General features: G+C 73.4%; 17 protein-coding genes. 14 read left to right on the top strand and 3 right to left on the bottom strand.

The features are described 5' to 3' along the window. The first annotated feature begins 39 nt into the window (after positions 1–39). The 4 genes from C6W10_RS05190 to C6W10_RS05180 all read left to right on the top strand — a co-directional run bounded on the left by C6W10_RS05190 (position 40) and on the right by C6W10_RS05180 (position 4,794). Positions 40–2,082, top strand: coding sequence for a M6 family metalloprotease domain-containing protein (locus C6W10_RS05190; protein ID WP_107256997.1), 2,043 nt, complete (start codon positions 40–42; stop codon positions 2,080–2,082). Positions 2,083–2,162: 80 nt separating this feature from the next. Beyond that, positions 2,163–2,603, top strand: coding sequence for a hypothetical protein (locus C6W10_RS37140; RefSeq protein ID WP_159104472.1), 441 nt, complete (start codon positions 2,163–2,165; stop codon positions 2,601–2,603). Then, positions 2,600–3,250 carry a TlpA disulfide reductase family protein gene (locus tag C6W10_RS37135; protein WP_159079251.1) on the top strand — a complete coding sequence of 217 codons (651 nt, stop codon included), beginning with the start codon at positions 2,600–2,602 and terminating at the stop codon, positions 3,248–3,250. The genes C6W10_RS37140 and C6W10_RS37135 overlap by 4 nt, the downstream gene beginning before the upstream one ends. Positions 3,251–3,276: 26 nt before the next feature. After that, positions 3,277–4,794, top strand: coding sequence for an aldehyde dehydrogenase (NADP(+)) (locus C6W10_RS05180; RefSeq protein ID WP_234361625.1), 1,518 nt, complete (start codon positions 3,277–3,279; stop codon positions 4,792–4,794). Here C6W10_RS05180 and C6W10_RS05175 read toward each other — a convergent pair. After that, positions 4,772–6,049, bottom strand: a complete 1,278-nt coding sequence (locus tag C6W10_RS05175; RefSeq protein WP_234361624.1) for a glycosyltransferase — start codon at positions 6,047–6,049, stop codon at positions 4,772–4,774. The two genes, C6W10_RS05180 and C6W10_RS05175, sit on opposite strands and share 23 nt — an antisense overlap. 135 nt (positions 6,050–6,184) lie before the next feature. Between C6W10_RS05175 and C6W10_RS05170 the strand changes: the two genes are divergently transcribed. From C6W10_RS05170 to C6W10_RS05130, 9 genes are all read left to right on the top strand, one after another. After that, a complete protein-coding gene (locus tag C6W10_RS05170; RefSeq protein WP_159079250.1) occupies positions 6,185–7,282 on the top strand; it encodes a glycosyltransferase in 1,098 nt (365 codons plus the stop codon). Then, positions 7,258–8,559, top strand: a complete 1,302-nt coding sequence (locus tag C6W10_RS05165) for a lipopolysaccharide biosynthesis protein (RefSeq protein WP_159079249.1) — start codon at positions 7,258–7,260, stop codon at positions 8,557–8,559. Before C6W10_RS05170 ends, C6W10_RS05165 begins: the two co-directional genes overlap by 25 nt. A 125-nt stretch (positions 8,560–8,684) precedes the next feature. Further along, the gene (locus C6W10_RS05160) at positions 8,685–9,701 is read left to right on the top strand and encodes an NAD-dependent epimerase/dehydratase family protein (RefSeq protein WP_107256990.1); all 1,017 of its coding nucleotides are present in this window, start codon (positions 8,685–8,687) and stop codon (positions 9,699–9,701) included. Then, positions 9,692–10,420 carry a sugar phosphate nucleotidyltransferase gene (locus tag C6W10_RS05155; protein WP_107256988.1) on the top strand — a complete coding sequence of 243 codons (729 nt, stop codon included), beginning with the start codon at positions 9,692–9,694 and terminating at the stop codon, positions 10,418–10,420. Before C6W10_RS05160 ends, C6W10_RS05155 begins: the two co-directional genes overlap by 10 nt. Further along, complete coding sequence (locus C6W10_RS05150; protein ID WP_234361623.1) at positions 10,417–11,394, top strand: NAD(P)-dependent oxidoreductase; 978 nt, start codon at positions 10,417–10,419, stop codon at positions 11,392–11,394. The genes C6W10_RS05155 and C6W10_RS05150 overlap by 4 nt, the downstream gene beginning before the upstream one ends. Next, a complete protein-coding gene (locus tag C6W10_RS05145) occupies positions 11,370–12,701 on the top strand; it encodes a nucleotide sugar dehydrogenase (RefSeq protein WP_107256987.1) in 1,332 nt (443 codons plus the stop codon). Before C6W10_RS05150 ends, C6W10_RS05145 begins: the two co-directional genes overlap by 25 nt. Beyond that, a complete protein-coding gene (locus tag C6W10_RS05140) occupies positions 12,698–13,696 on the top strand; it encodes an NAD(P)-dependent oxidoreductase (RefSeq protein WP_107256985.1) in 999 nt (332 codons plus the stop codon). Before C6W10_RS05145 ends, C6W10_RS05140 begins: the two co-directional genes overlap by 4 nt. Next, a complete protein-coding gene (locus C6W10_RS05135; RefSeq protein ID WP_159079248.1) occupies positions 13,693–14,583 on the top strand; it encodes an FkbM family methyltransferase in 891 nt (296 codons plus the stop codon). The genes C6W10_RS05140 and C6W10_RS05135 overlap by 4 nt, the downstream gene beginning before the upstream one ends. Before the next feature lie 67 nt (positions 14,584–14,650). Next, positions 14,651–16,204 carry a hypothetical protein gene (locus C6W10_RS05130; RefSeq protein ID WP_159079247.1) on the top strand — a complete coding sequence of 518 codons (1,554 nt, stop codon included), beginning with the start codon at positions 14,651–14,653 and terminating at the stop codon, positions 16,202–16,204. On the opposite strand, the gene C6W10_RS05125 is transcribed toward C6W10_RS05130, so the two are convergent. After that, entirely contained in the window at positions 16,153–17,349 is a 1,197-nt protein-coding gene (locus C6W10_RS05125) for a glycosyltransferase family 4 protein (protein ID WP_107256980.1), read from the bottom strand. The two genes, C6W10_RS05130 and C6W10_RS05125, sit on opposite strands and share 52 nt — an antisense overlap. Positions 17,350–17,620: 271 nt before the next feature. Between C6W10_RS05125 and C6W10_RS05120 the strand changes: the two genes are divergently transcribed. After that, positions 17,621–19,495 carry a nucleoside-diphosphate sugar epimerase/dehydratase gene (locus C6W10_RS05120; RefSeq protein ID WP_199853870.1) on the top strand — a complete coding sequence of 625 codons (1,875 nt, stop codon included), beginning with the start codon at positions 17,621–17,623 and terminating at the stop codon, positions 19,493–19,495. Between the two features lie 29 nt (positions 19,496–19,524). On the opposite strand, the gene C6W10_RS05115 is transcribed toward C6W10_RS05120, so the two are convergent. Next, the gene (locus C6W10_RS05115; protein ID WP_159104471.1) at positions 19,525–21,339 is read right to left on the bottom strand and encodes a S8 family serine peptidase; all 1,815 of its coding nucleotides are present in this window, start codon (positions 21,337–21,339) and stop codon (positions 19,525–19,527) included. Positions 21,340–21,419 lie beyond the last annotated feature (80 nt).

The raw sequence follows: 21,419 nt of genomic DNA, 5'->3' as shown, positions 1-21,419 counted from the left end.
GCGCCGTCGGCGCACCCAGGGAGAACGAGAGGTGACTGGATGCACCTACTGTCCACCAGACGCACCGCGTGGCGGTCGGCGCTGGCGGCGACGCTCGCGGCGGCACTGGTCGCCGGTGTCGCCACGACGCCGGCCTCGGCCGCACCGGGCAACCCGGCCGGCGGCACCGGCCCGTTCGACGTGCTCGACCCGCAGTCCTGGGAGAACCCGGACGGCATGACCTGGGACGACTACGTCACGCCGCCGAACACGAACTGGGCCGACCCGACCGTGGCCGGCTCGGTCCGCAACTTCAAGATCGCTCTGGTCACCCTCGACTATCCGGACCAGCCGTTCGTGGTCACCCAGCGGCCCCGGTCGACGGTCTTCGGCAACCCCCAGTCGACGGCGGCGAACATCCCGCGCGACCAGGTCGCGGGCTTCTACACCGACTTCCTGAACAAGCCCAACGAGCTGAACAAGGGCCACACCCTGCACGAGTACTGGATGCAGGACTCCAACGGCCGGTACGGGGTGGACCTGACCGGCTTCGGCCCGTACGAGATGCCGGCGAAGTCCTACCAGTACGGCATCGACAACGGCTTCAACCCGGGCGCCTGCCCGAGCGGCGAGCAGTGTGCCAAGAACATCCGGACCGACGGGCTGGGCGCCTGGCGGGCGGCGGTCGGCGACGAGGTGGCCGACTCGTTCGAGCTGGTCTTCATCCTCTCCGCCGGGCAGGACGAGTCGTCCACCTGGCAGGAGTTCGGCCAGATGATGTTCCAGACCAAGGAGGACGTGCCGGACGCCTGGGGTCCGCCGGACCCGAACCTGCCGAACTACGCGCGTACCCGGTATGTCGAGTGGACCTCCTGGAAGGCGGCCTCGACCATCTGGCCGAACGCCGGTGGCGGCTCCTCGACCCAGGCCGAGAGCTCCGGCATGGGCGTGTACGCGCACGAACTGAGCCACCTGCTCAGCATCGGCGACAACTACAACAACCCGTACGGCACACCGTTGCGGCGGGCGTACACCGGCATCTGGAGCATGATGTCGCGCGGCTCGTTCAACGGGCCCGGCGGTCCGCACACCCGGTGGCAGATCCCGCCGGTGAACGGCGGTTCGATGGGTTCGCTGCACACCGTCCGGGACAAGATGAAGATCGGTCTGCTCGGTGAGGAGCACCTGCTGCGGCTGAGCCGGGAGGCGCTGGCCACCTCCGGGATGGTGGTGGCGACGGTGACCGCCCGGGCGGTGGACGCCGGTCCGAAGGGGCTCACCGGGATCAACATCGCGATGAACCGGGACCGGTCGCCGGCCTGCGACACCAGCACCGACCCGCTCTGCGACGGCGGCAGCTTCAACAACTACACCGTCGAGGTCGTGGACCGGATGGGTGCGGACTCGTTCACCCCGGACAGCGGCGTGCTGCTCTCCAAGACGAAGAACGCCGACAGCGCTCCCTTCGTCTGGGTGGTCGACGCCAACCCGCAGGACATCGACATGATCGACTTCTACCAGCCGGACGGCACCCCGCAGAAGATCACCATGGGGGACTACCGGCAGCTCTCCGACGCGCTGTTCCACGCCGGCACCCGGTCGGGCAGCGAGTACGAGTACGTGGACGAGGCCAACCGGCTGCACTTCTACGTCCTCGACCTGAAGCGCAACGGCGACGGCGTGCTGTCGTACACGGTGGCGGTGCGCTCGCTCGACGGCGCCGGACCGAGCAGCCACGGCGTGGCGCTCTCGGCCGGCGAGGTGACCACCGCGACCCGGCCGACCAACCGGGGCGTCACCTGCTCGTTCACCCTGACCAACACCGGGGCGTACGCGGCCGGCGGCCAGGCGCACCCGGAGAACGCGACGGCCTACCTCAAGTCGGACGTCTACCGGCTCACCGCGGAGGTGAACGGCAAGGGCTGGCGGGTCGAGGTGCCGAACGCGCTGGCCACGGCCGGGTTCGGCAAGTCCACCCCGGTCCGGGTCTCGGTGGGGGCGACCCCGTCGGCCACCCAGACCGGCGTCGTCAAGCTCACCGCCACCTCGGAGAGCGACCCGACGAAGACCGTCACCAAGCAGTGCCGCGTCCAGAAGTCCTGACGCGCCCGGCGGGACGCCCGGGAGGTGGTGCACCCCGCACCGCCCCCCGGGCACCTCGCTCCGACCATCCCGGAGGAAAGATGCGGCGGGTCCGCTACCGCCACCTGCTGGCGGTACTGCCGCTGCTGCTGCTCGCACCGCTGACCGGGTGCGGCGACGACGAGGAGCCACGGGCCGCGATGACCGTCCGGGTGCTGGTCCGGGACATCAACATCCGGCCCGAGGGCGTCGAGTGCGCCGGCACCGGGCCGTACACCCACTTCCACAACAGGGCGGCCTACCGGGTGGTGGACGGCGACGGCGAGACCCTGGCCGAGGGCGAACTGCCGCCCGGCACGTCGGTCCGGACCTTCGCCGAGGACCTGGAGGTGCCGCGCATCCCGACGTACTGCGAGTTCGCCGTCCCGGTCTCGGTGGCCGACCGGGACGCGTACCGGCTGATCGTCGACGACCGCCGGCCGATCCCGCTGACCAGGGACGACAGCGAGGGGCCCGCGCTGGTCGCGGTGGTGCCGTCGTGACCGCCCGGAAAGCCGCCGAGCCCACCGTCGCCGCGTCGCACCGGGCCGGTCGGCCGCGCCGGGGCCGGCTCGCCGCGCTGGTCGGGGTCGCCGTGACGGTCGCGGTGCTCGCCACCGGCTGCACCGGTGACGGCGCGGACCCCGAGCCGACCCCGCCGGTGGCCGGCGGTGCCGCCGGACTGCCCGGCCCGGTGCCGAGCGACCTGGCGCTGCGACCGGCGCCGACCGACCTGCCGGGCGCCCCGAAGGTCACGGGTACGCTGACCGACGGCAGCGCGCTGGCGGTGGCGGAGCTGTGGGCCGACCGGCCGGTGGTGCTGACCTTCTTCAGCTCCTGGTGCAACACCTGCGCCGGACGGCAGGACGCCCTCGGCGAACTGGCCCGCGAGCACCGCGACCGGGTGGTCTTCGTCGGGGTGGCCGGCGAGGACGACCCGGACGCCCTCCAGGAGTACCTGCGCCGGCACCGGGTGGAATATCCGGTACTGGTCGACGGTGACCAGCGCATAGCGCGGGCGTACGCGGTCCGGGAACCCCCGGCGGTGGTCGTCGTCGCCAAGGGCGGCACGCTGCTGCGGGGCTGGCCCGGCGGGGTGGACGCCGCCACCCTCGACAGCACGCTGCGGAAACTGGTACTCGCCCCGTGACCCACACTGGACCGACGGAGACTGGCATGGACACCGACCAGCCGATGAACCCCTACACCGGCGCGCCGACCGGTCATCCGGTGCCGCACACCGGTACCGACGGACTGGACGCGGTCTGCCGGCTGGCGGCCGCCGCCGCACCCGCGTACGCGGCACTGCCGCTGACCACCCGCGCGGACCTGCTCCGCCGGATCGGCGGCGCGCTGGAGGGCTCCCGGGACGAGATCGTCGCCCTCGGCGACGCCGAGACCGGTCTCGGCACGGCCCGGCTGCACAGCGAGCTGACCCGGACCCGGGTGCAGTTGGAGATGTTCGCCGACGCGGTGGCCGAGGGGTCGTTCCTGGAGGCGGTGATCGACCTGCCCGATCCGGACGCGCTGCCGGCGCCCCGACCGGACCTGCGCCGGATGCTGGTCCCGGTCGGCCCGGTCGCGGTCTACGCGGCGTCGAACTTCCCGCTCGCCTTCTCGGTGCCGGGCGGCGACACGGCCAGCGCGCTGGCCGCCGGCTGCCCGGTGGTGGTGAAGGCCCATCCGGGCCACCCCGGACTCTCCGACCTCTGCGGCGCGCTGGTCGCCAACGCGCTCGCCGAGAGGGGTGCCCCGGTCGGCACCTTCGCGGTGGTCCGGGGGATGGAGGCCGGCCGGGCCCTGATCACCCATCCGGCGATCGCGGCCGGCTCCTTCACCGGCTCCGCCACCGGTGGCCGGGCGCTGGCCGACCTCGCCGCCGGCCGCCCCGACCCGATTCCGTTCTACGGCGAACTCGGCTCGCTGAACCCGACCGTGGTCACCCCGGCGGCGCTGGCCGCCCGGGGCAACACGATCGCCGAGGCGTTCGTCGGCTCGGTCACCCTCGGCTCGGGACAGTTCTGCACCAAGCCGGGGCTGCTCTTCCTGCCCGCCGGCCACCAGCTGGAGGGGGTACTCGGCAAGGCGGTCGGCGCGGCGTCGCTCGGCCCGCTGCTGAACGCCCGGATCCGCGACGCGTACCAGGAGGGGGCCGCCGCCCTGGCCGAGGTGCCCGGGGTGCGGACGATCGTCCCGCCCGCCCCGGTCGACGAGCCCGGATACCGGGCCGGTGCCCAACTGCTGGCGGTCTCGGCCGGTGACCTCGTCCGGCAGGCCGAGCGGCTGCTGGAGGAGTGCTTCGGCCCGGCCGCCCTGCTGGTGGAGTACGCCGACGAGGCGGAGTTGCTGGCGGCGCTGAACGTCGTACCCGGCGCGCTGACCGCCACCGTGCACGGCGAGGGCGCCGACGACCCGGTGGCGGCCCGGGTGGTCGACCTCGCGGCCCGGCGGGCCGGCCGGGTGATCTGGAACGGCTGGCCGACCGGGGTCGCGGTGACCTGGGCGATGCAGCACGGCGGGCCGTGGCCGGCCACCACCGGCTCGCTGCACACCTCGGTCGGGGTGACGGCGGTGCGCCGTTTCCTGCGTCCCGTCGCCTACCAGGGGATGCCCGACGAGCTGCTGCCGGCGGCGTTGCGGGCGGCCAACCCGCTGGGCATTCCGCGCCGGGTCAACGGGGAACTGCTGACCTGACCTCGGGGGCAGACCCGGCCGCGACGGATTGTTCGATGATCGCGGCGAGCCGGGTGGCGGCGGCCGCGCTGTCGAAGAGTGCCACGGCGCGGCGCCGGGCGTTGGTACCCCGGGCCGGCAGGCGTCCGGCCCGGAACTCCTGCCCGGCGGTGTCGAGTGCCGCCTCGAGTGCGGCGGCGTCGTCGGCCGGTACCACCCAGCCGGCGTACTCGTCGACGGTCTCGGGGAGTCCTCCGGCGTCGCTGACGATGCTCGGTACCCCCATCGCGCTGGCCTCGACGACCGCGCCGTGCCCCTCGGAGAGCGACGGGCTGACGCTCAGGTCGGCGGCGGCGTACACCTCACGGACCTCGGTGACCGAATCGGTCCAGGTGACGTCGGCGCGCTCGGTCACCCGGAAGCGCCGGATCAGCTCGGCCCGGTGCGCCCGGCCGGCCTGGTTCCATCCGCCGCCGACCAGCAGCAGGTGGGAGCGGGGGTGGCGGGCGTGGAACCGGTCCCAGGCCGTCAGCAGGACGTCGTGGCCCTTGATGCCCCGGCCCCGGTGGACCAGGTGGCGCGGCGGGTAGACGAAGGCGACCATGACGACCAGCAGCACGTCCTCGGCCACCCCGAGGTCCGCGCGGACCTTCCTGCGCAGCTCCGCGTGTGCCGGCCGGTGCGTGGGCTGGCCGCGCTCGCGCAGCAGGTGGTCGACGCTGAACCGTTCGGTGTCCACCCCGTAGGTCACCACCGGCCGCCGGCCCGGTGGGCAGCCGAGTCGCCCGTAGAGCCGGGAGGTGAACTCGGTGCCGCAGACGACGAGATCGTCCATCCGCCACAGGAGTCGCTCGACCCGCCGGATGATCGGCGATTCGAGGAAGAGCGGTCCGGCGACCATGTGGACCTTGCGGACTCCCAGTCCGGCGGCGGCGAGCCGGATGGCCATCGCCGAGGCGTACAGGTGGTAGTGGACGACGTCGGGCCGGAGGTCGCGCAGCAGCCGGCGCAGCCGCCACAGTGCCCGGAGTACGCCGGGCGCCGGCCGGAACCGGAAGTCGAAGGGGGAGGGAACCACCGCAAAGCCCCGGGCCGCGAGTTCCGCCGTCAGCCGGCCCTGGCCGGGCGGGAGGACGATCCGCACGTCGTGGCCGCGCGCCCGGAGCGCCTCGACCTGCGGGACGGTCCAGAGACCGCCGGTGTTGGTCTTCAACACCACGACGATCCGCAGCCGCGCCGACCCGGCACGTTCGTTGGTCACGGAGATGCTGTCCACCGGCGGCCTCCTCAAGCTACCGTTGGACCATAACGGACGTATATGCGTCTTCCATGCTAAGATGGACAAAACTGGGGCGCGTCGCGTCCGATCGGTTCGACGCCGGTGTGCTCGCCGGGACCAGGAGGGGCCGCAGTGACAGTGCGGGTGGCGCACGTCGTCGGTTCCCTGGACCGGGGTGGCGCCGAGACGGTCTCCCTGGACATCTGCCGTGCGGTGCCCGCCGACGAGTTCGCGCAGACCTTCGTCACGCTGGGCGGCACGGAGGGCAGCCTCGCCCACCTGTTCCGGGTCGCCGGCGCACAGGTCAGGCAGTGTCCACTCCGGCCCGCGCGGCTCTTCCTGCCCAGGCTCTGGCACTGCCTGCGGACCCTGCGCCCGGACGTCGTCGTCGCGCACGTCAGCCTCAGCAGCGCCGTCGTGCTCGGCGTGGCCCGGGTGCTCGGCGTACCGGTCCGGGTGGCCCGGATGTGGAGCGAGGGCGACGGCCGGGCCGACCGGCCGGGCCGCCGGCTGCGCCGGGCCGGGTTGCGGCTCCTGCTGCGCCAAGTCAGCACCGACGTGGTCGGGGTGACCGAAGCGGCCCTCGCGTTCGCCGGGCCCCGCCCCGGCGACCGCCGTTACCGGGTGCTCTACAACAGTGTGGACGTCGCCCGGCTGGCCGGCGCCGACCGGGCCGCCGCCCGGCGCCGCTGGGGCATCGCGCCGGAGACGCCGGTACTGCTGCACCTCGGTCGGGCGGCCGAGGCGAAGAACCGGCCGTACCTGGTCGAACTCCTCCGCGCCGCCCGCCGGATCCGTCCGGACAGCACGCTGCTGCTGGCCGGCCCGGGCGGGGTCGTCGATCTCACCTCGGTCTACCCGGAGTTCCCGGAAGAGCCCGGGATCGTGCTGGCCGGCGAGGTCGACGAGGTGACCGAGGTGCTGGCCGCGGCCGACGTCTTCGTGCTGCCGTCCCGCCGGGAGGGGTTGCCCGGCGTGGTGCTCGAGGCGCTGGCCCTCGGCCTGCCGGTGCTGGCCAGCGACCTGGCGTGCCTGCGCGAGGTCGGTGCCCAGGTGGAGGGTGTCACGCTGCTGCCGCTCGCCGCCGGGCCCGAGCGGTGGGCCCGGGTCGCGCTGGATCTCGCGGAGACCTCCGCGACGCAGCGGCACCGGATCCGGCGCAGCCTGCTCGGTTCACCCTTCGTGCTGCCGCGCGCGGTGGCCGAGTGGACCCGGATGTGGGCCCGCTGAACCGGCTGCGCTCCTCGCCGCTGGTCGGGCTGACCGGTTTCGGCGCGCTGCGCGCCGCGCTGGTGGCCGGCGGTGCGGTGGTGGCGACCTGGCTGCTCGGCCCGCACGACCGGGGCCTGATGGTGCTCGGGGTGACCTTCGGCAGCGTCGCCGCGCTGCTGGTCGGGATGGGCACCGGGTCGGCGCTGCGGTCGCGGATCCCCGGCGCCGACGCCGTCGGGCGGCAGCTCCTGGTCGCCTCGTTCGCCTGGTGGACGGTGCTGTCGGCCGGCGCCGCCGGGGTGCTCGCCGTGCTGCTCTGCGCCCTCTCCGCCCCGCTGATCGGTCCCGAACTGGCCGGACCGGCACTGCTGGTCGGCGTCTTCGTCAACGCCGCCGGTCAGGTGGCGCTCACCCAGCTGCCCGACGCCTGGTACGCGGGTGGCCGGTTCCGCGCCGGCAGCGGTTGGGCGGCGCTGGTGGCGTTGGCCGGTGCGCTGGGCGTCGTCGGCGCGGCCGCCCTGGACCGTACGGCGTGGGCGCTGCTGCTCGGTCAGGGTCTGCTGATGGCGGTGGCCGGCGGCTGGCAGGCCGTACGCCTGCGCGCTGCCGGGCTCTTCGCGCTCCCGTCGCTGCCGTGGCGCCGCCTCGTCGAGCTGCCCGGCGCCGGGGTGCGCGCCCTGGGCATGACCCTGGGGCTGGTGGTGGTGATGCGGCTGGACCGCTACGTGCTCGGTGCGGTCGCCGGCCCGGCCGACGTCGCCGTCTACTCGCTGGCGGTGACGATCAGTGGACTGCCCGCCCTGGTGCCGGCCGCGATGGGGCAGCTCGCGCTCCGGGAGGTGGCGGCGGGCCGTGGCCTGGACTTCGTCCGGCGTGCCGCCTGGCGGGCGGTCCGCTGGGCGGCCGCGTTCAGCGTGCCGGTGGCGGTGGCCGGCTGGGTGCTGGTCGTCCCGGTCTTCGGTCCGGAGTTCGCCCCGGTGCGGTTCCTGCTGCCCGCCCTGCTCGGCGCGGGGGTGATCCTGGCGCCGTTCGAGGTGGCGAGCCGGGGACTGCTCGGTGGCGGCTGGATGGGTACGGCCGGGCTGCTGGGTGCGGCGGGCTGCGTGCTGGCGGTGCTGGCGTACACCTCGCTGGTTTCGCTGCTCGGGCTGGCCGGCGCGGCGCTGGCCTGCTGCGTGTTGTACGCGGCACTCTCCGTCGGAGCCTGGACACTGTTGCGGTGGCGGCTGGTACGACGAGCAGCCGAGCAGCCAGAAAATAGTATAAACATGCTCAAAATCACCGTAAAGGGTTAATAGCGACGGTAGCCTGACGTCGTCAACACTGCCGCTCCCGGTACCTCACCCCTCCGTCCGGGAGCCGGAGACCGAGCGCACCCGTCCAGCGGTGCCGCGCCGGTGGATAGGGAGGGGGCCGTGCGATGCGACTTCTCGTGACCGGCGGAGCCGGATTCATCGGGTCCAACCTGGTCGAGTCCGCGCTGGCCGATCCGGCGATCACCGACGTGCGGGTCATCGACGACCTCTCCACCGGCCGGGCCGGCAACCTGCGCGACCGGGACGTCGAACTCGTCGAGGCGTCCATCCTGGACCAGGCGGCGCTGGACCGGGCGATGGCCGGCCGGGACGCCGTCGTGCACCTGGCGGCCCTGCCCAGCGTGCCGCGCTCGGTGCGGTACCCGCTCGACTCGCACGCCGCCAACGCCACCGGAACGGTGCTGGTGCTGGAGGCGGCCCGCCGGCACGAGGTCGGCCACGTCGTCGTCGCCTCCTCCTCATCGGTCTACGGGGCGAACCCGGGACTGCCCAAGAACGAGTTGGACTGGACCAGGCCGCTGAGCCCGTACGCGGCGAGCAAGCTCGCCACCGAGGCGTACACGCTGGCCTACCAGGCGTCGTACGGGATCGCCGCGCTCGCCTTCCGGTTCTTCAACGTGTACGGGCCCCGGCAGCGGCACGACCACCCGTACGCCGCGGTGATCCCCCGGTTCGTCCACGCGGCACTCTCCGGCGAACCCGTGGTCTTCTACGGCGACGGCAACCAGTCCCGCGACTTCACCCACGTGGACACGGTCTCCGCCGTCCTGCTCGACGCCGTCCGGCGCGGCGTGCGGCACGACCAGCCGGTCAACCTCGCCTTCGAGACCCGGACCAGCCTGCGTGACCTGGTCGCGGCCCTGGAGACGGTGCTCGGCCGGCCGATCCCCCGACAGGTCGCCGCGCCGCGTCCGGGCGACGTGCGGCATTCCCAGGCGGACGGCGCGCTGCTCCGCGAACTCTTTCCCGGCGTCGAGCCGGCACCGCTGCCCGACGGGCTCCGCTCGACGGTGGCCTGGTTCGAGATCGAACTCGCCGGCGGTCGGGGTGTCGCCCCGGCGGCACCGGTGCTGGTGCCGGCTCAGGGCGCGACGGGTGGACAGGGGGCGACATGCATGTAGTGATCATGGCGGGCGGCAAGGGTGTCCGGCTGCGGCCGTACACGACGGCACTGCCCAAGCCGCTGGTGCCGATCGGGGACAGCTACGCCGTACTCGAGATCGTGCTGCGGCAGCTCGCCGCGCGGGGCTTCACCCGGGCGACACTGGCGATCAACCACCTGGGTTCGCTGGTCCGGGCCTTCGTCGGGGACGGCTCCCGGTTCGGCATCGAGGTGGAATACCTGGAGGAACACGTCCCGCTGTCGACGGTCGGCCCGCTGTTCATGATGCGCGACCGGCTGCCGGAGCACTTCCTCGTGATGAACGGCGACATCCTCACCGACCTGGACTACGCCGACCTGCTGCGGGTGCACGCCGACTCCGGCGCCCCGCTCACCGTCGCCACGTTCCGGCGTACCGTCAAAATCGACTTCGGGGTGCTCGCCACCGAACACGGCCGGGTGGTGCGGTTCGAGGAGAAGCCCACCCTCGACTACCGGGTCAGCATGGGCGTCTACGGCCTCTCCGCCGCCGCGATCGAGTCCTACCCGGCCGGACTCGCCTTCGGGTTCGACCAGCTCATGCTCGACCTGATCGCCCAGGAGCGGCTGCCGGCCAGCTACGACTTCGACGGCTACTGGCTGGACATCGGCCGGCCCGAGGACTACGACGAGGCCAACCGGTCGTTCGAGATGCTCCGGCCGCTGCTGCTGCCCTCGACCGTGCCGGAGCCGGTGTGAGCACCGTACTGCTCTTCGGGGCGTCGGGGTTCGTCGGGCGGCAGGTCCGGGCCGTACTCGCCCCCGACGCCGAACTGCGCTGCCCGGGACGCGCCGACTGCGACCTCGGCACCGTCGAACTCCGGGAGCTGACCCGACTGGTCCGGGCGGTCGCGCCGGACGCGGTCGTCAACTGTACGGGCGCGCTGGACGGCACCGACGACCAACTCGTCCTGGCCAACACGCTGGTGACGGCGAAACTCGGCGAGGCGGTCGCCGCCGGCGCGCCGGGCGCCCGGCTCGTCCGGATCGGCTCGGCCGGCGAGTACGGCCCGATCCCGCCGGGTGAGGCGGCCGACGAATCCGCCGCCACCCGCCCGATCGGGGCGTACGGCGTCAGCCACCTGGCCGGTACCCGGCTCGTCGAGCTGGCCTGCCGGGCCGGCCGGGTCGACGGGGTGGTGCTGCGGGTCTTCAACCCGGTCGGCCCCGGCCTGCCCACCGGCAACGTCCTCGGCCGCGCCGCTCTACTGCTGCGCCAGGCGCTGGCCCGGGGCGAGGACCGGATCGTGCTGGGCAGCCTCGACGCCCACCGCGACTTCGTCGACGTCCGGGACGTGGCGCTCGCGGTCCGGGCCGCGGTACGGATCCGGGCCCTGCCGCAACGAATCTTCAACATCGGCAGCGGTCGTGCCGTGCCGACCCGGACCGCGGTGCAGCTGCTGGCCCGGGCCGCCGGTTTCACCGGCCGGATCGAGGAGGAGGCGGGCCCGCCCGGCACCTCCCGGTCGGGCGGGGTCGGCTGGGCGTGTGCCGACATCCGCGCCGCCGCCGACCTGCTCGGCTGGCGGCCCAGCTACGACCTGCCGGCCTCCGTCTCGGCGCTGTGGTACGCCACCGCCGGCATCCAGCTCCCGGACCGGGGCGTGGTCCCGTCCGTCACCCCGCCAGCACAGCCAAAGGAGTCGGCGTGTATCCAAGAATCGGCGTCGTAGGACTCGGTTACGTCGGGCTGACGCTCAGCGCGGTCCTGGCCGAGCGGGGCTACCGGGTCTGCGGCGTGGACGCGAACCCCGAGGTGCTGGAGTCGCTGCGGCGCGGCCGGCTGCACCTCTTCGAGCCCGGCCTGGAACGGATCCTCGGTGCCGCGGTAGGCGACTCGCTCAGCCTGCGGACCGAACTGGATCCCGAGGTCGACGCCGTCATCATCTGCGTCTCCACCCCGGTCGACCCGCACAGCCACCGACCCGACCTGACGAACCTGGCCCGGGCGGCCGCCGACGTCGCCCGCACCTGCGCGCCGGAGACGCTGGTGGTGGTGCGCAGCACCGTGCCGGTCGGGACCTGCCGCCGGGTGGTGCTGCCGGCGCTGACCCGGAGCTGGGGGACCGCCCGCCTGGTGATGGCGCCGGAACGCACCATCCAGGGGCAGGCGCTGCGCGAACTCGTCGAACTGCCACAGGTGGTCGGCGGGCTCGACGAGCAGAGCCTGCGGGCCGGCCAGGACCTCTTCGCCGGGATCGCCCGGCAGATCGTGCCGGTCTCCAGCCTGGAGGCGGCCGAACTGGTCAAGCTCTCGAACAACTGCCACACCGACCTGATCTACGCCTACGGCAACGAGGTCGCCCTGGTCGCCGAGCGGCACGGGCTCGACCCGCTGGAGGTGATCCGGGCCGCCAACCTCGACTATCCGCGCCCCGACCTCGCCCGGCCCGGGTACGTCGGCGGCGGCTGCCTCTCCAAGGACCCGTACCTGATGGTGGAGAGCGCCGGGGACGCGCCGCCCTTCCTGGTCGCCGCCGCGCGCCGGCTCAACGAACGGCTGCCCGGACACGTGGCCGAGACGGTGGTGGAGCTGCTCCGCCAGGAGCGGGGAGAGACCGCCGGTGCCCGGTTGGCCGTGCTGGGCTGGGCGTACAAGGGCTGGCCGCCCACCGACGACATGCGCGGCGCTCCGATCGACACCATGATGCCGATCTTCCAGGCCGCCGGGCTGACCGTCTCCGGGCACGACGCGCTGGTCCCGCCCGAGGTCATCCGGCGGCACGGCGGCGAGCCGGTCAGCCTGGACGAGGCGTTCCGGAACTCCGACGCCGTGCTGGTGCTCACCGACCACCCGGACTACTGCGCCATCCAGGTCGAGAAGCTGCTCGGCGAGGTCCGTCCGGCGGTGGTCTACGACTCGTGGCGGATCCTCGACGAGGCGGCCCTCGTCGCCGCCGGTGTCCGGTACGCGGGGATCGGTTACCGGCCGGCGCGCGGACAGGCCGGCGCCCGGACGCTGCCGACGGTGCCGGCATGAGCCGCGCTCTCGTGCTCGGCGGTGCCGGGTTCATCGGACTGCACCTGACCCGCCGGCTCGTCGCCGAGGGCCACGAGGTGACCTGTGTGGACGACTTCTCCCGGGGCCGCTGGGACGACGAGTTGGCCGAGGTGGTCTCCTCGGCCGGCGTCGAGGTCGTCTCGGCCGACCTGACCCGCCCCTCGGCCTGGGCCGCCCTGCCGCACGGGTACGACCAGATCTACCTGCTGGCGGCGGTCGTCGGGGTACGCAACGTGGCGGCCGACCCGAGCCGGGTGGTCCGGGTGAACACGTTGACCGCACTGCACCTGCTGGACTGGCTGACCCCCGGTGACCGGGTCTTCTTCAGCTCCACCAGCGAGGTCTACGCCGGCGGGGTGACCGCCAGCGTGGTGCCGGTGCCGACCGACGAGCGGGTGCCGGTACTCGTGCCGAACGTGGCCGCGCCCCGGTTCGCGTACGGGATCAGCAAGCTGCTCGGCGAGGCCGCCCTGCTGCACGGCGCCGCCGCGAAGGGCTGCCACCTGGTGATCGGCCGCTTCCACAACGTCTACGGCCCCCGGATGGGTGCCGACCACGTCATCCCGGAGATGGTGCTGCGGGCGCTCGGTGCGGAGAACCCGTTCCGGGTCTGGGGCGCCGACCAGTCGCGGGCCTTCTGCCACGTCGACGACGCGGTCGAGGCGGTGCTGCGGCTGATGCGGCTGCCGGAGGCACCCGGCGTGGTCAACATCGGCAACGACACCGAGGAGACCAACATCGCGGACCTGGCCAAGCTGGTGCTGCGGGTGGCCCGGGTCGACACCGCGCTGGCCGCGCTGCCCGCCCCGGCCGACTCGGTCGCCCGGCGCTGCCCCGACCTCGGCCTGCTGCGCCGGCTGACCGGCTTCGAGCCGGAGGTGCCGCTGGAGGAGGGTGTCCGCCGGACCTTCGAGTGGTACCGCGACCACGTCGGGGCGTCCGCCGGGCCGGCCGAGCCGGGGCCGCGGCGATGAGCCTGCGGAGTCGGCTGGGCGGGATCGTCCGGACCGGGCTGGACCCCCGGCTGACCGCGCTGATCGGCTCCGGCTACCTGTCGGTCCGCGCGCGTGGCCGCTGCGTGCTGCGCCACGACGACGGCGACTGGATCCACCGGTACCGCGACGGGGTGCTGGTGAACACCCGGGTCGGTGGCCCGACACCGGCGATGCAGGACCGGATGACCACCGACGTCTTCCTGCACGACTACCGGCCGCAGCCGGGCGACACCGTGCTGGACATCGGTGCCGGGGTCGGCGGCGAGGTGCGGCTCTTCTCCCGGCTGGTCGGTCCGGAAGGTCGGGTGGTCAGCATCGAGGCGCATCCCCGCACCTTCCGCTGCCTGACCCGCACCGTGGCGGAGAACGGGCTGACCAACGTGACGACGCTGCAGTGCGCGGTGGTCGGCCGGCCGGGGCCGGTGCTCATCGAGGACGATCCGGAGCTGCACATCCGCAACGGGCTGACCTCGGACCCGGCCGCCGGGGTGCTGGTGCCCGGGCGGACCCTGGAGGAGATCCTGACGACGCTCGACGTGCGGCGGGTCGACCTGCTCAAGATGAACATCGAGGGGGCGGAGGCGGCCGTGCTGGCCGGCTCGACCGGGGCGCTGGACCGGGTACGCCACCTCGTGGTCTCCTGCCACGACTTCCTGGCGGACCTGCCGGGGCGGGGCTGGCAGCGCACCTTCGACGAGGTCACCGCGCTGTTGAACGCGGCCGGGTACTCCATCCGGACCCGTCCCCGGGACCCCCGGCCGTGGATCCCGTACTACGTCTACGCGTCCCGGCCGGCGCCGTCCGCGCTCGTCCCGCCGTCGCGCGGTCGCGCGGCGGAACCCGAACCGAGCGGTGGACCGTCGTGAGCCGGCGCGGGTCGCGGGGACGGGCCGGCTCCGGCCGTCGTCCCGGCGCTCCGGCGGCGGTCCGGCGGTGCCGGACGTCGTGGTCCCGGTGATGCCGGGCGGCGTGCGGCGGGCCGCCGCCGACCTCCAGGGCGACCTGCTGCTCGCCGCTGCCCTGGTGGGGACGATCACCGCCGTACTGCTGGCCGTCGAGCCGCTGCTCTGGCATCCGTTCGTCGTCCCGGTCGCCGCCTGCGGGGTGCTGGTCGGCGTGGACGTGGCGGCCTGGCTGCGCCGTCGACTGGACGTCTTCGACCCGCGGGCGATGCTCGGTCTGCTGGGCTTCCACTTCTTCTTCCTGGCCCCGCTGCTGCACGTCATGCTCGACTACTGGCCGGCGACTGTGCAGCCGCCGACGAGCTGGCGGGACGCGCTCGGCGCGATGGCCGTACTGAACTGCATCGGGTTGCTGCTCTACCGGATCGTCCTGGTGCTGCCGGCGTACCGGCGCCGGGCCGGGGGCGGACGGTTCCGGGTGGACGAGAAGCGGCTGGTGCGGGTCGTGGCCGTCGCCGTGGCGCTCGGGGTGCTGGCGTTCGGCGTCGAGATCGCCATGTTCGGCGGATTCAGCGGATATCTGACCGCGATGACCGGTGAGCGGGGCGTCCTCTCCGGGACGGGCTGGCTGCTGATCCTGGCCGAGTCGTTCCCGCTGCTGACCTTCCTGCTCGTACTGCTGCGCTGGCGTCGTACCCTCGTCGGCCGTCCCGGCGTGGTGGCGCTGCTGCTGGTCGGGCTGGCGGTCGTGCAGTTCCTGGTCGGTGGCCTGCGCGGCAGCCGGAGCAACACGGTCTGGCCGGTGCTCCTCGGCCTGATCCTGGTGCACCTGCTGGTCGTCCAGGTCTCCCGCAAGGCGCTGGCGATCGTCGCGCTCTTCTTCGTCTGCTTCATGTACCTGTACGGGATCTACAAGAGCGGCGGTACCCAGGCGGTCGACGCCGTGCGCAGTGGGCGCAGCGTCACGCAGCTCTCCGCCGAGACCGGCCGGGACGTGCCCACGCTGCTCCTGGGCGACCTGGCCCGGGCCGACATCCAGGCGGTACTGCTGGACCGCAAGCGCTCCGGCGTCGGTGAACTCGGCTACGGCGTGTCCTATCTCGGCGACCTGACGACGGTGGTTCCCCGGGCGGTGCTGCCGGAACGGGTGCCGAGCAAAATCGACTTCGGTACCGAGGTGATCGCCGGTCCGGGGGCGTTCGACTACGAGTCGGGACGGTGGGTCAGCCGGGTCTACGGCATCGCCGGGGAGGCGATGCTGAACTTCGGTCCGGCCGGCGCCGTCGCCTCGTTCCTGGTGCTGGGCCTGCTGATCCGCGGGGTCACCTCGCTCTACCTGCGGGCCCGGGACGGTGACCGGCTGGCACCCAGGATCCTGGCGCCGTCGTTGTGCCTGGCGTCCGTGCTCATGCTCACCAGCGACCTGGACAACATCACCATCGTCCTGCTCACCCGCTTCGCGCCGGTGGGCCTGGCGGTGCTCTTCGCCACCACGGTGCTGCGGGCGAAGGCCGGGCCGGTGGGCGCCGCCGCTCAGCGGCCGGCCGAGGCGCCGAGGACGACGGCGTCCCGGACCTCGCGGTAGAACCCGTCGCGGCGGCGGGTGAGTTCCTCGTCCAGGTAGTCCCGGGACCGGGCGAGGTTGCGGGCCGAGGCGGTCGACATCCGGTCGGGCTGCGTCAGGTGCGCGCCGATCAGCCGGGCGAGGCCGGCGACGTCGTCCGCGGCCACCATGTCCTCCGGGGGCAGCAGCTCGGGGATGCCGCCGACCGAGGTGGCGACGGCGGGCAGTCCCCGGGCCATCGCCTCGATGAGGGCCTTCGGCAGCCCCTCCGTGCGGGACGGCATGACGAAGAGGTCGGCGGCGTCGAGTTGCCGGCGTACCTCGGCGGCGGCGCTGATCGTGCCGGCGAAGTGCACCTGCCGGCGTACGCCGAGGTCGGCGGCGAGCCGTTCCAGCCGGGGCCGGTACCGGCCGTCGCCGAGGTGCACCAGCCGGACCGGCGTGCCGGCCGCGGCGAGCCGGGGAAGTGCCCGGATCAGGGTGTCGATCCCCTTGTACATCTGCTCCAGCGAGCCGACCGAGATGAGCGTGTGGGCGTCGCGGCAGCGTTCGACGCCGCGCGGCGCGGGCACGTAGGCCTCGGCCGGAAGGTCGACGCTGGAGTAGTTGGCGGTGACGGCGCCGGGGGCGGCCGGATAGCGGGCCTGGAGGTACGCCTCGGTCACGTACGCCACCCCGGTCGCGGTGGCGCAGTGCTGCCGCATCGCCGCCATGTACCGGCGGCGCAGCAGCGGGCGCAGCGGGTGCTCGACCACCCCGGGAGCGAAGACGTCGAAGGGGTCTCCCACCACCTCGATCGCGTACGGCGAGCCGATCCGTCGGCGGGCCGAGACCAGCAGGGTGCCGATCGGCGAGGGGGCCCGGACGATCACCGCGTCGGCGCTGGCGGCGGCCTGCCGGACGGCGCGGAGTACGGCTGCCCGGCGGCGCAGGTACTGCCGGGGGCCGACGTAGTACGGCACCGGGCAGATCGAGACGCCGTCGCCGTCCACCCGGTGGGCGTCGTCCGGCGGCGCGGTCACCTCGGCGACCCGGGCCAGCACCCGGACCTGGTCGAAGCCGGAGAGGTATCGGGCGAAGAATCGCCGGGTCGGACCGCCGTTGGTCCAGACCGCCCCGTCCGGGGTGCGGACGAAGCGGGATTCGGTGGAGACGATCACCTTCACTGGCATTCCTCGCTGTCGCGGCCCAGCCGTGCCGGCTCTGGTCCGACCAGTGCCAACTTTACCGCGTTTGTCGCTTTTGAACCTCGGTACGGGTGGCTGAACCTGTCGCGGAGGCGAAGAACCGGACCTTTGGGATGGAAAGCTCCGAACCCCACCCGCGACCTCCGGAGCATCGGATAAGAGATTTGTAGCAGATTGCCCGCTTACTGCCCGGTCGGGGCCTTCGTCCGACGGGTGCGGGTCGGTCGCCTTTCCGCAGCGAGGAGCCCAGATGCAGCCCACCGAGGACCCGTACCGGTCCGAACCGGTAGGCCGGTCCCGACCGGTACGCCGGTGGCACGCCGTACCACTGCCGGCGGTGGACGCCGCCGGCTGGATCCTGGGGATGACCTGCGCCGCCTGGACCAGGTACGAGTTCGACCTCACCGCCGGCCGGCTGGGCAGCGTACTCGGTGCCGCCCTGCTCGCGGCCGCCATCCACGCCGTACTCGCCGGGCTCTGCGGCAGGTACTGGGCCCGGCATCCGGACGGCAGCCTCCAGGAGGCCCGCACCCTGACCGCCGTCGCGACCGGTACCGCCCTGGTGCTGCTCGGCGCGCTGCTGCCGATGGACGACCGTCCACTGCCGGCCAGCGCTCCCGTGGTGGGTGGTGCGCTGGCCCTGCTGCTGATGTTCGCCGTCCGGGCCGGACACCGGTACCGGCTGGACCGCTCGCTGCGCCCCGGCGCGGGTTCCGCCACCCGGGTGCTGATCTTCGGAGCCGGGCTCGCCGGCCAGCGGCTGCTCCGGGCGATGCTCACCGATCCGGACGGCCGGTACCTGCCGGTCGGGCTCCTCGACGACGATCCCGACAAGCGCCACCTGCGGGTGGACGGCGTGCGAACCCACGGCGGCCGGGGCGACATCGCGACGGCGGTGACCCGGACCGGCGCCGGTACGGTGATCTTCTCCGTCGCGAACGCCGACGCGGAGCTGGTCCGTACGGTCCGGGCCGGCACCCTGGCCGCCGGGGCGGCATTCAAGATCATGCCGCCGATCCGGGAACTGGTCGACCACCGGATCAGCGTGACGGACGTCCGCGACGTGCGGATCGACGACCTGTTGGGCCGCCGGCAGGTGGTCACCGAACTCGGCCGGCCGGAGGCCGTGCTGACCGGCCGGCGGGTGCTGGTGACCGGTGCCGGCGGTTCGATCGGCTCCGAGCTGTGCCGGCAGATCCTGCGGGCCGACCCCGGCGAGCTGATGATGCTGGACCGGGACGAGTCGGCCCTGCACGGCCTGCAACTCTCGCTCTCGGGTCGGGCCATGCTGGACGGGCCGGAACTGATCCTCGCCGACCTGCGCGACGCCGAGGGGATCGACCGGATCGTCCGGGCCCGCCGCCCCGACGTCATCTTCCACTGCGCCGCGCTCAAGCACCTGACCCTGTTGCAGCGGCACCCCGGCGAGGCGGTCAAGACCAACGTCTGGGGCACCCTGGCCGTCCTCAACGCGGCCCGGGACGTGGGCCGGTTCGTGAACATCTCCACCGACAAGGCGGCGGACCCGGTCAGCGTGCTCGGGTACTCCAAACGGATCACCGAACGCCTGACCGCGCACGCCGCGGCCAACTCACCCGGTACGTTCCTCAGCGTGCGGTTCGGCAACGTGCTGAGCAGCCGGGGGTCGGTGGTCACCGCCTTCCGGGCGCAGATCGAGGCGGGACTGCCGATCACCGTCACCCATCCGGACGTCACCCGCTATCTGATGAGCGTGCAGGAGGCGGTGCAGCTGGTCCTCCAGGCCGCCGCGATCGGGAACGACGGCGAGGCGCTGGTGCTCGACATGGGCGAGCCGGTCCGGATCGACGACCTCGCCCGGCGACTCGCGGCGCAGGTCCCCGACCCGCCCGCCATCGTCTACACCGGACTGCGACCCGGCGAGAAGCTGCACGAGGACCTCTTCGGCGCCGCCGAGGCCGACGTCCGGCCCCGGCATCCGCTGATCTCGCACGTACCCGTTCCGGCACTCAGCCCCGCCGAGGTCGCGGCGCTGGATCCGTTCGACGACCCGGAAAAGATCATCGCGCACCTGGCCCGGCTCTGCGCCGAGCCGGGCCAGCCGGCCCGGCCGGTCGAGATGGTGCCGACGGTCCACCGGGCCTGACCCCGCCTGCCGCCCGGGGTCGACGGCGCTCAGCCGGCCGCAGTGGTCGAGGCCGCCGTCGACACCGGGACGGCCCCGAGGGCGGCCCGCAGGTCAGGCAGCGGCCCGATCCGCTGGGTGGTGTCGCCGCCCTGCGGTGTGCCGGTGCTCTTCAACAGGCTGCTCACCGCCGTGGCGGTCAGCACCGGTCGGCCGGTCGCCTTCAGGTAGGACTGGATCGCCACCACCGCACCGGTGACGATCGGCCCGGCGCCGGAGGTGCCGCCGAACGACCGGGTGTAGCGGATGTCGCGGTTCGCCGGGCTGGTGCCGCCCTGGAGGTTGCCGTTGCTGCCGGTGGTGGTGATGTTCTGCCCCCAGCCCTGGAGGTCGAGCCGGGAGCCGTAGACCGAGAAGTTCAGCCGGGACCGGTTCGTCGACGAACCGGCGCCGACCATGATGGCGCCGGAGTCGCGTACCGACCGGTCGAACCGGCCCTGGAACTCCGGAGCGTCGAGGTTCTCGCCCCCGTTGCCGCCGGTCGCCACCACCACCGCACCGAGCCGGGTGAGCAGCACCGTCGCGTCGAAGACCGACTGCACCCACTCGGCCGGCACGTACCGGGTGCCGCCGTTCGGGCCGGAGGTCTGCTGCTCGATCAGCACCGCGTCGCCGGGCCGGAGGAACTGGGCGAGGTGCGACAGCGCTGCCGCCGGCCGGTAGCTGGTCTGGCCACTGCTGAGCCGCTGCATCGGCGAGATGCCGAACATCTCGGCGTCCGGTACGCCACCGGTCACCCCGTAGCCGTTCTCCCGGGCCACGAGTTCGCCGAAGACCGCCGTGCCGTGCTCGTCGGCGAAGCTGGTGTTGCGGGGGAACTGGGTGCCGCCGAGGTCGCTGGACCAGTCGAGTTGAAGGTCCTCGTGGAAGGGGTTCCAGTCGTATTCCAGGTCGACGATCCGGATCCCCGCGCCCCGGGCCCGGGGGTCCTGCCGGGCGTGGTCGGCGTCGACGCCCTGCGGCGCCGGCCGCTGGTAGCCCTGCATCGAGGTGAAGTCGGGGGTGGCGGGCGGTGGTGCCGGCTCCGGCGCCGGATAGGCGTACGCCACGTCGGGCAGGGCCCGCAGGTCGCGCAGTGCCGCCGACACGTCCGCCCCGGCGGGCAGGGTCAGGTGATACCAGGAGGCCATGTCCGGAACGGCCCGGCCGGAGCGGGCTCGCGCCGTCGCCGCCGGGCCGGCGAGCCTGGCCAGTGTCTGCGCCGGCAGCAGCGGGCTGAGTTCGACGGCGCGGTGCCGGTCCAGGACGGTCCGGACCGGGGCGAGGTCGCGACCCCGCTCGCTGCGCAGGGCGCGGTCCGTGCCGCGTACCGCCGCCGTCTCCGCGAACTTGACCTCGAGTACGACGGCGGGCGCCACGCCGTCCGAGCCGCGTACCGACCGGCCGTCGGGGAGTCGACCGGTGACGGTCAGCGCGGTGCTGTCGGCGCCGAGCTGCCCGGTGCTCCGCAGCACCTCCTTGTCGAAGAAGAGCCGCAGATCCGGCCGGCCGTCGGCGTTCACGTCGGTCACGGTGCTGAGGAAGCCGCCGCCGACCCAGCGGGCGACCGTGGCGCCGCCGTTGTCGACCGACCCGGCCGGGCCGAGCCGTACCGTTCCGGGGTCGATCCGGCTGGCGTCCACGGTGGCGGTGCTGACCAGGGTCACCGCCAGTTGTCCCTGGCCGGCCAGGTTGGGGGCCTCGGGCGCGACCATCGGAAGGTCGACGGTGCCGGCCGGGGGACCGTCGGCATGTGCGCCGGTGCCGACCCCCTGACCGGATACGACGAGGGCGCCCACGAGGAGCGCGGTCAATCGCCTGGACATGCCGGACCTCCGAGATGGACCGATAGCGGGCAGCAGTGAAAAGCTACTGACTACAGTGAAGTCGGTCTATCTACAGGTGT

Origin of the sequence: Plantactinospora sp. BB1 (assembly GCF_003030385.1) — a bacterium.
Lineage (GTDB): Bacteria > Actinomycetota > Actinomycetes > Mycobacteriales > Micromonosporaceae > Plantactinospora.
This window is presented reverse-complemented; position numbering and strand designations above follow the sequence as displayed.